The following is a 12399-nucleotide window of genomic DNA, read 5'->3' on the forward strand; positions in this document are numbered from 1 at the left end:
ATATTGACCAACCGCCAAGAGGATGTTACTCATGAATATTCGTTATGTTCAATCAGGAATTGTACTGGTTCTCTTACTGTTCGTATGTGGTCCGGTCAGCGCCTATTATCTTTCAATCGATGCGCCAGCTCAGGTTAAGGTTGGAGAGCCTATTACTGTGTCCGGGTCCACAAATACGCCACCTCCGGATAAGATTGATATTGTTTTATCTCACGCATTAAATGTCCCAATTGAGGTAGGTCGTCAGTCGATTCAAATAACAGAAAAAGGTGACACCACTTTTAATGTGACCTTTACTACTGAAGGTCTTGAAAAAGGAAATTATAAAGTTGAAGGTCTTTCTCAATCACAAAGGGATTTTTCAGCTGGATCACGTTCAATCAGGGTTGTAAAACTCATTGATAGATCTGATATAATAACTATGACATCTCCCACATGGCAGGAGTTTGAGAAGGTACTCCTTATAGAAGCAAAAATTTCAGGTTATAAAGAAAACGCAATACAGATGGAGGTGACAAAAGGAAAAGATGTTATTTTTGGCCCTGAATCTATTCCTGTGTCTGGAGGGAAAGTTTCATATGAACTTCCAATTGCAGAACCCGGGACATATGACGTTTCATTTACTGATTATGATGGTTTCATTGGTAAATACTCCATAGTATCAGAAGAAAAGGATCTCTATCATTTGACTGGAAAACCTGATGTCACTCAGCATGTTGAACCGGTAACCAGTGCCAAATTATCGGAACCTGAAACGACAAAAGTTGTAGTCACAACTACACCTGTTTCCATTCAGGAAAAAATTACTGGTCAATCAGCAACAGCGGAAGTATCACGAGACAATCCGGGGTATTTCACTGTTTCAACAAATAAAACCCCTATTATTATTCAAACTTCAGATAATACTGACTGGGTTTTGGAATATAAAACTACCACCGAAGGAGCAGGTATTAAAGTGAATGAAGAAATGGGAAACGCCCATGAATCGGTTACAATATCTGACTCAGTACATGAAATATACCTGAAAGTATATCCTTACAGTTTTAAAGCATCTGATAAAGTAACAATAACCGGGGATACTGCAACATCTGTTTCATTATCGGATACTGCTGCAAAAGCATTTGGTGTTCCCCCCAGATATGGAAGCTCAGAAACGAGCGGTACTGAAACACCTCTCCCAATAGGAATAGTGCTAGTAAGTCTTATCTTTGGTTTTATTTTCTTAGGAAAAAGGAAATAATTATTTTTAGCAAACGCGAGGAACGGGATCACCCATAGGTGGTTCGATAAACCGTTCTCCCCCAGCTTCTGTCTCCATAATAACTCCTTGTCCTTTTGTTACCGTTCCAATGATAGCTGCATCACGTCCATAACGATGTCTTTTTAGAATTTGTAGGATTGAATCAGCCTCTTCAGCGGGGACACCCATAACCACTTTTCCTTCATTGGCTACTTCAAGAGGGTCAATACCTAGCAATTGCGAAGCTGATCTGACAGATGATCGTATTGGAATATTTTCTTCAGATATTCGTATCATTACATTGGATTTTTTTGACATTTCGTTAATAGCACTGGCAAATCCTCCTCTTGTGGGATCTTTCATTGCATGAATGGTTCCTGATTTCATAACTGAATGAACCATACCAGATAAAGGAGCGACATCTGATACGATTTGGTCCGCAAAATCAAATTCCTCTCTGCTTGCCAGTACAGCAAATCCATGATCCCCTAGTGTTCCGGAAACGATGATTGCATCACCAGGCTTTAGACCATTATCACGAATAATGGTATCAGCAACTCCAATACCCGCTGTGTTAATTGCTATCTGGTCAAGAGCCCCTCTTTCCATAACTTTGGTATCACCGGTAACAAGAGCAACATTTTCTTCACAGAGGGCATGGTCCATTGATTCAACAATTTTTCCTAGTATCTCAAAATCAAAACCCTCTTCAACAATGAGTCCACATGAAAGAGCTAATGGTTTTCCTCCCATCATGGTGATATCATTAATCGTGCCACAAACAGAAATTCGTCCGATGTCACCGCCGGGGAAAAATAATGGACGGACTACATGTGAATCTGTTGTAAAAACTACTTGTTTTCCCCCGATGGGAATGACGGCCCCATCATCAAGTGCTTCAAGTCCTATTCCACCAGCGTTTGTATTCGTAATTTTGGAGAATAGATCTACTACTTCTCCCATGACTTCTCCACCGGCACCATGCATCAGTGATATTTTCATTTAATCAGCCTCAACCTCTATTCGTGTAACTACGACTTCTTTTCCTTTTTCAATTGCCGGGAGTTGTCCACATTCAGGACATACAAAAATTTCACTGCCAACATATCCACAAGCACACCGTGTTTGCGGAGGAACCTTTGTGCAGATGAGTTTTGTTTCATGAAACAGTGGATCATCTTCTACTATGGTAGTGAATAAAAATTCTACTTGATCAGGATTAACAATTGACAGTTCTCCAACATCTACATAAATAGTAGTGATATATTTCGCCTTATTTTCAAGTGCAGCTCTTCGTGACGTGACAACAATATCATACGCTATTCCATATTCATGCATGAGAAAAAGACTCCCTGTCTATGAGGATTTGTCCGATCCAAGGTTTACCCATAACAAGTTAAAAGGTGCGATATTATCCTGAAAGAGGATCTAAGTTTTTTGTTTGTGACCATCATAAATTTTTATTTTCTCTTATTGAACCGAAAAGAAGATATACGATTTGATAGGTAATTCGTAGCTGATTTTCCTTTTTTTGTCTGATAAATTGCATATGACACAGCGGGAATACCTATTAGAAGAATCATCACTGCAATGAGAATATACCAGACATTAACATCCAGATATTCCTGTAGGGCATACACTGAATAACCAATAAGAAAACTTGAAAATATTGTTCCGATAGTAATTGCAGTAAAAATCTCTATGGATTTTAATCCGAGCATTTTTCCAATAATTGATCCACTGACGGATCCGGTTCCCTGCAATGGAAAAAAAACAAACAAAATGAGACCTATGAAATATAGCCGTTCCAGCCAGCGATGTTCTGAAAGAAATGATTCTCCTTTCCGTATTAAATACTGAATCAAAGAACCCAGATATGGAACATTACAAATCAATTCAAAATTCCATATCATGAAAAGACAACAAGCGATGTCAACACAGACAATTGAAAGACACATTACCTGAAACGGAAAACCCAGGGCAATTCCTGCTGGTATGATTGTTTCTTTCCCTGCGGGAGGAATAAAATAAATTAGTAGTAATCCACCAAGTTGGAGAGCTGTAGTATCATCATAAAACCAGAATATTACTCCAATCAAACACCCTACTAGAATAAAAGGAATTGTTAACCGCAATATCCGGGTGATAACTGGTGAAAACCAGATAAGTCCTCCTGAAATGTAACACCCGAGGGGTTTAGTATCAATCAATGTTTTCACCGGATATAATATATTAAAAAAATTGGTAATATTAGGTGTCTTTAAAGGTATATCACACCTGTATTGTTCACTTTCGTGCTCACTGCAATCTCAAGGTTTAATGGATGTAATATTTTTGCTAGTTCTTCTTCTTTCTTAGAGGTGATGACTGCAATAGAAGGGCCCACAGAACTCATTCCTACAAATTCCAATCCTTCTTTTCTGAGTTTATGCATATATTGATATAATTCAAATGAATGGTGCTCTATCTCAGCTCGTTTGGATCCTCGGAATTCCATCTCCCATAATGCATCACCCATTTTTTTCAAATCCCCTTTATTTAAAGCTGGAATAAAATCCATCATAACAATATAAGATTTTAATTCGCGATCACGATAATCAAGGGTTCTGGCTTTGTTCATGAGGAGAGAAAATTCTTCTTCGCCAGCGGATGAGATTGAACTAGGCGGGATTACGATGTGAACATTACTGTTTTCAGCAAATGCATGTTGATGGACAACAGTAAGATTATCTCCAAGGATTCCCATTCCTCCCCGACTGCTGACAGCAGGACCTACACCTGTCTCAAATCCATATGCGATCATACCCTCTTCTGTCTCTTCTACATAATTATTACCAATAAGAATCCGAAGTTGATCAATTGATAATGGATCTCCTACAGCCTTATTTACTGCAAACGCAAGAGCCGTAAGGATAGTGCTGGTTGATCCAAGACCGACATGTTTGTAGTCATGATCTTTAGCGGTTACACTAAATCCTCCGGTATATCCTATAGTTTTAGAGAATACTGTGAGAAAATGGTTAATTATTGCAGGTCTTGAATAATTAATTTTAAATTCGGTTTGTATACAGAGTACTTCAACTTCAGCATATACATCAATTGCAAATCCAATTCCCCCACCACCGGGATGTCCTGGAGCAAACCGATTCATGTCAAGAACTGTGAGATGTATCCGTCCTGGTGCTTTCGTTCTGATTGGATTTTGGGATATTTTCAAATTATATGAACCTTCATACCCGCAGGTATTGATGTTTTCTCCTGGATGAAATGAATTAAATTCATATTCTACCAGGTCTAAATCTCCTCCTCTGATACGAAGGATGGTCATTGAACTGGCCTCCTGTCAAAGAAAATATTTTTACCTGTAACAGAGAGTGGGATTCCATAGGCACAGGTACAATTTGGTAGCAAATTTAGGGATAATCCGGCTACTCCGGCTGTAAATAGAATTCGATTGTCTGCGTTATGGATCTGTGCCGTTTTAGCAGCTGATCCGACTGCAATTCCAAGGTCAGCCATTCTGATAACACAATTTGGACCCGTGAATAATGATTGAACAGGATCTATATTCATTTTCTGATGCATTTCCTTACAGGTCTTATATCCACATCCTCCACAGTTCAGTCCTACATCTTCAAAACCCCTGCAACCAATAAGAACGCATACAGAGCTGTCTCTGATATTTTGTGCATCACGGGGAAATGGGGGGAGGCTTGTCTTGTTACCTATAGTGATCATCTCGTCTGCTAAACGGGAAAGATCATCTCCTTTCACGATACGGGTAATAATTGTGTCAACACCTTTTCCTTTTGGTGCTGTCCGTGCAGAGACTGCCATGAGTGATGCTATGATCATCATGGCATCCTGTTCAGGATCCATAACCAGAATAATCTGTTGAGTATTTAATTTCGATGTTACCTAACCTTTGTATGATGATTTATGTAAGAAAGAATTGCACTATAAGCCATCTCTGAACCCCGGTACGCTTCCTGTCTTGCAGAGTCAGGTTCAGCCATCGCACGAGTCTTCATCTCTTCATATTCTTTGAGTAAGAAATTCATATACAAAAAAAGGTCTCCCTTTTCATATCCAAATCGATCCAAAGCCAGCCCACAAGCTCTATCCCATCCTTGTTTTGCATAAGATGAAAGATTGTATTTTGTTGGGCTGTGTTTCATTTCAATAAGCATCTCAAACATCTCATCTTCACTAATGGCGCCTTTATGTTCACGAAATTGAGATGTAACTTTTTTGAAAAATTCATTCCATTCATCGTGCCATCGTTCCTGTATCTGTTCAGGATATTCATCACTCGGTTTTGAAATGCGTTTAATTTGCATTTTTGAAATATCATTCTCAAAACCTTCGACACACTGGGGAAATGAAAAGTTAATAGAAATTTTATCGTCATCTTCAGATTGCGCAGTATAAATTACAGAATATGGGATGATAATAAAGTCCCTAGATTTTATTTTTATTATAAGTCGGTTGTTGGTTGCATAAAGCATGCATGCTTCATAAAAATAGTCATCAAACCAAATATCCATTTTTTCTCTGGTTTTTACTATCTCGAATTCGTCAAGACCTTCTTTTGATCTGACTACTCCTTCGATGAGGAGGAGATCATCCTCTTCATTTTGCATAGCATGCTTTTTTAGCGCAATTTGTGATTGATATTTAGATATTTGAACGGACAGTATTTTTTTCCAATAATTTGGCCATTTTGGATCATCTAAAAGGATGAGTCCCCCACCTTCCTTTCTTTTTAGTCCGTGAAGAAAAATTCTGACATATTCATCTTTTCCATCAAAAAACCGAAGTGGGGTGTTACATCGAATACAGAGATACTTATTATTTTCAACATATATCTCGTGTATGAGGTCATATGATAATTTTATTAGCTGATTTTTCTGATTTTTAATAATCAGGCGATAATTTGTAATATAAATTTTTGTTACATATCGGTTTTTCGGAGTAAAAAAAACTGCAGCAACCCCTTTTTTGAGTAATGATTCGCCCTTCTGACACCCCACGTTCATAGTTAAAAAACCTGATGTATGCTAAATTATCCCAGTAGTATATGCATCATCTGATATATGTTAAAAATCTAAAAACCCCGTGAGTCATATGTTTACCGGGATAGATATTGGAGGGACGAATACTGATATTGCGATTATAGATTCAGAGATTAAAACATTTAAGGTTCCTAATAGTGAGGGCCTGAATTCTGCCCTTGGAAAGATCTCTTCTTCCGGGCGCCTTGCAATAAGCACATCACAACCGTTGAATGATATCATCACAGGTCCTCCCGCGGATATAAAAACAATAACAATTCCTGGTCCAGGTCTTATATATCCGGGTGCAGTTAAGGGAGCAGTATCTCACCGGGGTGATGTTGTTGAACCGATAGATCCTGGAGAAATCCACACCCTTATGAAAGGCTCTCATGCAAGAGGTGTTGCTATCGCTGGAAAATTTTCAGTCAGAAATGACATTCTTGAACAGGAAGTGTTTGATATTGTGTCTGAATATTTTTCTGAAGAGCAAATTGCACTCAGTTCACCTTTAGGGGCATTACATTTTCCAGCTCGTATTCATACAACTCGGTTCAATGCACAAATCAAAGGAAAAGTATCGAAATTAATAAGTCAGATCCAGTCTGCATGTCCCAATTTTTATTTTGTTACGTCAACGGGTGGTCTGACCAGTGCTCAGCGTGCTTTGGGTAATCCCATGCTTTTGTATAGGTCCAGTCCGGCAACTGTTGCGAATGGAGCTTATTTTCTCAGTAGAAATGACGATTGTCTTGTTGTGGATATTGGAGGGACGACAACAGAGTTGGTTCCGATAAAAAATGGAAAACCTGTTCAGGAAACAGTAATTCTGAATGGATCGAAAACTTTGATTCAGGCTGTTCATGCGACTAGTGTTCCATATGGTGGAGATTCCTGTATCCGTGAAGGCCTTTGTTCATTCAGGGCAGGTTCATCACGTTCATTTGGTGGAGGTGAACCAACACTTACTGATGCTTTGAACGTGACTGGGGCCCGAATAGGGGATGTAGATCGGTCGGAAGTAATCACATCATCATGTGCTCAGGACATTGTACAGTTTTACCTTGATCAGGTTACTGCAGCAATAAGAGAATATCATCCAAAAATCCTTATTGGAACGGGATATTTGGCTCACTACCTTCTTTCAGAGATCGCTGAACGCGCACATGCAATTGGAATCGTTCCAGAACATGCTGCATCAGCAAATGCGGTCGGTGCTGCTGTTTCGCGAATAAGTCTGGAAGTACATGTCCATGTTGATACGGAAAGAAAACGTCTCACTTTGAATGGATCTGAATATCCTTACAAGGAATTTCAAGATGATGACACGCTGTTAGCGTACGCATCTGATCTTATCAGAGAACGTGCTCGATCTGAAGGAGCTCCTGAAGATGATATTCAGGACGTACAAGTCCACTTTTTCTCAGCATATGACGTGGTGAAAGGATGGAGAATCACAGCACGGATAACAGATATTATTCTTGGAATAGCTCCAGGGATCTCGATGGAGGCACTATGACATGTGGTGTGGTTTATCACCCGTCGTTCTTGATGCACCAGCAAAGTCCTTCTCATCCTGAACGTCGTGAGCGGTTAGCATACACTCTAGATCAATTACAAGAAGAAGGGATTTTTGATCTCCCACAAATTAAACTCATCACTCCAAGGATAGCATTGCGTGATGAAGTCCTTCTTGTGCATAGTATAGAGTATCTTCGGTTTTTGGAACAAACATCTGTGTCTGGAGGTACTATTGATGTTGATACCTATGTTCCAAAAGGTCTCATACATGATGCGCTCCTTGCTTCAGGTGGGGCAATTGCTGGTGCTGAAGCCGTTCTTAACCAGGAAGTAAAAAATTGTTTTGTCCTTGCAAGACCTCCAGGTCATCATGCAGGTCGTTCTCAAGGTGGAGGATTTTGTTATTTAAATAATGTAGCCATCATGGTTCGTTATTTACAACGTAGAGGACTTCGTAGGATTATGATACTGGACTGGGATGCCCATCATGGGAATGGAACAGAAGAAATTTTTTATGATGATCCTACGGTATTATTCTGTTCTGTCCATCAATATCCGTTTTATCCAGGATCTGGAAGAGTTGAAGATATAGGATTTGGTGATGGAAAAGGATACAACATTAATCTTCCAATTCCTGCAGGTAGTTCTGATAAGGTATACCGATATCTGCTTGAAGAAGTAATTCTCCCTCTTGCTGATGAGTATATGCCTGATGCTATTGCCATATCGGCAGGGCAGGATAATCATTTCAGTGATCCTCTTACCGGACTTGCTTTAACCGCGCAAGGGTATGCACAACTTATGCAGGAGATGTGTATTCTCGCTGATTCCATCTGTTTTGGTAGAATAATCGCTGTTTTAGAAGGTGGATATGGCATTGAAGGTGGTTTGCCCTACACAAACCTTGGACTCATTGCAGCAATGGCAGGACTTGACATATCAGGTATCAGAGAGCCTGAAATATACCGGTCTATGTTACTAAATGAATTTTCTGAAGATGCATTTTCAACGGTTATAAAAATGGTTTCTGATTTAAAGAAAAAATTAGCCGATCATTGGTACTTCATTCGAAGATATGAATGAGAATTCTCAATCTTCTGGTTATTTATACTTACCAATGACTGATAGTAAATCTATGGCAATTCAACCGATTCATGTGGATGGTTCTGATAAAGGGTCAATTATGCTGTATGCTTTATCGACCTGTATCCATTGTAAACAGACCAGGAATCTTTTAGATGAATTAAAAGTGGCGTATGATTATCTTTATGTTGATCAATTAAGTCGTACTGAGATGGATGATGTTTTAAAAGAGATGGAGAAATTCAATCCAAGGGGTTCATTTCCTACCCTTGTTATCAATAATAATAAGGTCATAGTTGGAAGCAGATTAGATGAAATACGAGAGGTGTTGCTATAATGAATTCTGTTCTTTCTTCTGAACAAATTGAAAAAAGATGGGATGAATTGGAGACTGATGCAAAACAATCTGGATATTTTTTAAATCCGGATCCAGTGTTTACAAAAGGGCTCGTGGAAGGCCTTTTGATTAATTCTGATCGATATGGATATGAATCCTGTCCATGCAGACTTTCGTATGGTGAGGAAAAAAATGATCGGGATATCATTTGTCCCTGTGACTACCGGGATGATGATCTGGTTGAATTTGGTGCATGTTATTGTGGATTATATGTCTCTGAAGAGATCTCATTACAAAAAAAGCCGACTCCTGTGGTTCCAGAAAGAAGACCTCCGATATCACAATTACAAAAGGACAAACTATCATTTCACATATCAGGAAATTTACCATATCCGGTGTTTCGATGCAAAGTCTGCGGATATCTTTGTGCCAGAAACAATCCTCCTGAAAAATGTCCGATATGTAAAGTGGGTAAGGAACGTTTTGAGCTCTTTTTAAAATGACCCACTAACCAATACCCTCATATCTTATTCTGTCTACATTAATTCCCGTGATAGCAACAGTAACACTTGAGATTGTTGGGTACTCTGATTCTGAATGTTCACCATTTCCATGCGATGAGAACAGAACGTGTGGCCTTACTGCCTGTGTTTCGTCAGCAAGTCTTGTGAAAGCATATGACGCATTGAAAAATGAGGTTGAAAAAGAATTCGGCGAATGCGTCACGATGAAACTCACCCTTCTTGATGATCAGGTTCCTGACTACATTAGAGAGATTTACGAGAAAGAGCATCCAGCAATTCCGATGATTCTCCTTAAAGGACAGATAATTCCAATCGGAAGAATATCCTGGCCACCGATTCGTGATGCAATTTCTAAAGAACTGACTTTATGATTTGGTTTCCTGATCAGATATCAAAGTATATTACTAACTGGAAAGAGAAATAGCGATTAGAAGATGACCTTTGTAACATCTCCGGATGACTTATATAAATCAGTACCGGTCGTTGCGTTTGAACGTAATGTCACCGATTTGTGGAAAACTCGTAATATTTCACCTAATAGTAAACAATTTGGAATCTTTACTGAATCAACGGGTGAGGATACTGATATTCTCTCATCAATATACACTGATGATCAGGAATTGGTGACACGGAAACTTGGTGCAGCTATCCTACAGCAGCGATTAGGAATTGATCTCAGGTATCGAATTCGTACGGGATCTTTTTTTCGCTGGGTAGAAGAGCACTGTTCACTTTCATACAATGAATCAGGAGAAATTATTTCTGCATATAGTTATCTTTGGATGAGTAGTCTTCCAGTTGAATGGGCTCTTCTCACAAAGGGATCTGAAGTTTGGAATACTTTAAACTCAAAAATCAGGCATGATATATTAAATCAGCTTACTGCGATCCTGGGCTATCTAGAGCTTTCAACAGATATTATTACTGATCCGATGCTTATTGATTTCTCTAAAAAGGAACAAAACGCCGCGGAAAAAATTAGGAATCGTTTAATTTTTACACGGGAATACCAAAAAATCGGATTGTTGGAATTTTCATGGATTTCTTTGTCAGATATCATATCTGAAGCTTTAAATGAAATTTTACTTGGTCCTATCCGGATAAAAATCGAGACGAATCAATCTTCATTATATGTCGATAAAAATTTCCGGGTAGCTCTTGAAAAGATTCTTGAAAATATTCCTGTTCATGCAACAGGAGCAACAGATGTAATAATCCAATTGAGATCAACAGATGAAGGCGGATTGTTAAGTATCGAGGATAATGGTTGTGGCATTTCTGAACAGCATAAGGCTCGGATATTTGATTTAGGTTTTGGAAATGGGAATGGAGCTGGCCTTTTCCTGTCTGAAAAATTGTTATCGGTTTTTGGAATCACTATTCATGAGAAGGGGATTCCTGGCCAAGGAGCCAGATTTGAACTATTCATCCCGTCTCCAATATTAAATTTTAATCCTTGATTTAGAGTTCTTTTTTTGCTATGAGCATGGATACGCCATAATTTCTGATATATGGATCTGATATCCTGGATATTGATTGAACTGATAATTTATGGGTATTAAGAGCATTGAGATACTCTTCAGTTAAAAATTTTTTATTTTTGCTCCATGATTTTTTAGGTATCTTAATATTTTCAAATGTCCAGAGACTAAATTCCAGTTCATTTAATGGATCATAAGCGACAGTTTCATCTCCTGGTTGAACGGTAACAAAGTATCCTCCTGGCTTTAAGCCCTTGGAGATCTTTTTTATCATATCTGGACTTTTTCCGCTTGGATTTGATGAAGAAAATATTAAGTCATAATTATCACCGATATTATCTGTAAGAAAATTTCCTCCCTGTACTAAAACCCTCTCTTGTAAATTGTATGAATGGATGTATTTTTTTGTCAATGGGATAACTCCTGGTAAATCAAAGACAATTGCATTCAAGGTAGAGTTTTTACATGCAAGTGCAATTGCATAAAGACCATGGCCTCCTCCAAGATCAATCATCTTTTTCATCGTTGGAAATTCTGGCAGTGATGCAATTGCCTGTACTACTGACTGCAACCTGCCACACATCGCATTCTGTGCCATAGATGGTAAAGAAAGTTCAGAAAAAAATTCTTCTTCCTGATACATTACCGGTCCAGAATTAATTATATCTGAAAGCTGGATCCACAGATCTTTTAAATGACGGTTCATTTTTTCAAGATATGCTCCCTGAAAATACGGTGAGTTCCTTGAAAGATAAACCGAAGAAACCTTTGTATTTTTATATTTCCTTTCTTTGTACTCAATAAGGCCTGACTCAACCAAGCTTAATAGAAAATCATTGACCGGATGTGGATAAGAAAATATCATTTCAATTTCTTCTTCAGATATCCAGTCATCCAGATAATCAAATAATCCTAATTTGACTGATGCGGATATCAGGCAAAGGGTTCTTGCGCCTCGGTTACAATCGTTCAAGATAGAAAAAAAATTTTCCGCTGGTTCTATTGGGAATTCCCAGAGATATCTGCAGATATTTGTATCATTATCAATATTATTATCCATGTTTTTCATTCCATAGTAATCATATCTTACATATGTATTGAAAACCTCTATCGGTAATCTCTTATTTTATTCTCACCGAATCAGTACAGTATTCTGTAC

14 protein-coding genes are annotated in these 12399 nt (G+C 38.4%); 7 read left to right on the plus strand and 7 right to left on the minus strand.

All coding sequences use genetic code 11. From position 1 onward, the window contains the following. Positions 1 to 31: 31 nt before the first annotated feature. Positions 32 to 1240: a hypothetical protein gene (locus tag KSK55_RS00750; RefSeq protein ID WP_214418337.1), complete on the plus strand. Its 1209-nt coding sequence runs from the start codon at positions 32 to 34 to the stop codon at positions 1238 to 1240. A 6-nt stretch (positions 1241 to 1246) separates the two neighbouring features. Here the strand turns inward: KSK55_RS00750 and hypE are convergent, their stop codons facing one another. The 6 genes from hypE to KSK55_RS00780 all read right to left on the minus strand — a co-directional run bounded on the left by hypE (position 1247) and on the right by KSK55_RS00780 (position 6279). After that, positions 1247 to 2242 carry a hydrogenase expression/formation protein HypE gene (hypE, locus tag KSK55_RS00755; protein ID WP_214418338.1) on the minus strand — a complete coding sequence of 332 codons (996 nt, stop codon included), beginning with the start codon at positions 2240 to 2242 and terminating at the stop codon, positions 1247 to 1249. Further along, the gene (locus KSK55_RS00760) at positions 2243 to 2578 is read right to left on the minus strand and encodes a hydrogenase maturation nickel metallochaperone HypA/HybF (RefSeq protein WP_214418339.1); all 336 of its coding nucleotides are present in this window, start codon (positions 2576 to 2578) and stop codon (positions 2243 to 2245) included. Positions 2579 to 2700: 122 nt separating this feature from the next. Beyond that, a complete protein-coding gene (locus KSK55_RS00765; protein WP_214418340.1) occupies positions 2701 to 3450 on the minus strand; it encodes a small multi-drug export protein in 750 nt (249 codons plus the stop codon). A 50-nt stretch (positions 3451 to 3500) separates the two neighbouring features. Continuing rightward, entirely contained in the window at positions 3501 to 4568 is a 1068-nt protein-coding gene (locus KSK55_RS00770; RefSeq protein WP_214418341.1) for a GHMP kinase, read from the minus strand. Then, positions 4565 to 5119: a ferredoxin domain-containing protein gene (locus tag KSK55_RS00775; RefSeq protein ID WP_214418342.1), complete on the minus strand. Its 555-nt coding sequence runs from the start codon at positions 5117 to 5119 to the stop codon at positions 4565 to 4567. Before KSK55_RS00775 ends, KSK55_RS00770 begins: the two co-directional genes overlap by 4 nt. A 35-nt stretch (positions 5120 to 5154) precedes the next feature. After that, positions 5155 to 6279: a hypothetical protein gene (locus tag KSK55_RS00780; protein WP_214418343.1), complete on the minus strand. Its 1125-nt coding sequence runs from the start codon at positions 6277 to 6279 to the stop codon at positions 5155 to 5157. A gap of 88 nt (positions 6280 to 6367) precedes the next feature. Between KSK55_RS00780 and KSK55_RS00785 the strand changes: the two genes are divergently transcribed. The 6 genes from KSK55_RS00785 (at position 6368) to KSK55_RS00810 (ending at position 11219) form a co-directional block, all read left to right on the plus strand. Continuing rightward, a complete protein-coding gene (locus KSK55_RS00785) occupies positions 6368 to 7813 on the plus strand; it encodes a hydantoinase/oxoprolinase family protein (protein ID WP_214418344.1) in 1446 nt (481 codons plus the stop codon). Further along, positions 7810 to 8898, plus strand: coding sequence for a histone deacetylase family protein (locus tag KSK55_RS00790; RefSeq protein ID WP_218607801.1), 1089 nt, complete (start codon positions 7810 to 7812; stop codon positions 8896 to 8898). Before KSK55_RS00785 ends, KSK55_RS00790 begins: the two co-directional genes overlap by 4 nt. Before the next feature lie 52 nt (positions 8899 to 8950). Further along, positions 8951 to 9235, plus strand: a complete 285-nt coding sequence (locus KSK55_RS00795; protein ID WP_256664113.1) for a glutaredoxin family protein — start codon at positions 8951 to 8953, stop codon at positions 9233 to 9235. Beyond that, entirely contained in the window at positions 9235 to 9738 is a 504-nt protein-coding gene (locus KSK55_RS00800) for a ferredoxin-thioredoxin reductase catalytic domain-containing protein (RefSeq protein ID WP_218607802.1), read from the plus strand. The genes KSK55_RS00795 and KSK55_RS00800 overlap by 1 nt, the downstream gene beginning before the upstream one ends. A gap of 47 nt (positions 9739 to 9785) precedes the next feature. Beyond that, positions 9786 to 10130: a hypothetical protein gene (locus KSK55_RS00805; protein ID WP_218607803.1), complete on the plus strand. Its 345-nt coding sequence runs from the start codon at positions 9786 to 9788 to the stop codon at positions 10128 to 10130. 63 nt (positions 10131 to 10193) lie between these two features. Then, a complete protein-coding gene (locus KSK55_RS00810) occupies positions 10194 to 11219 on the plus strand; it encodes a sensor histidine kinase (protein ID WP_218607804.1) in 1026 nt (341 codons plus the stop codon). A 1-nt stretch (position 11220) separates the two neighbouring features. On the opposite strand, the gene KSK55_RS00815 is transcribed toward KSK55_RS00810, so the two are convergent. Continuing rightward, positions 11221 to 12300 carry a methyltransferase gene (locus KSK55_RS00815; RefSeq protein WP_218607805.1) on the minus strand — a complete coding sequence of 360 codons (1080 nt, stop codon included), beginning with the start codon at positions 12298 to 12300 and terminating at the stop codon, positions 11221 to 11223. Positions 12301 to 12399: the final 99 nt, after the last annotated feature.

Origin of the sequence: Methanospirillum hungatei, from assembly GCF_019263745.1 — an archaeon.
Lineage (GTDB): Archaea > Halobacteriota > Methanomicrobia > Methanomicrobiales > Methanospirillaceae > Methanospirillum > Methanospirillum purgamenti.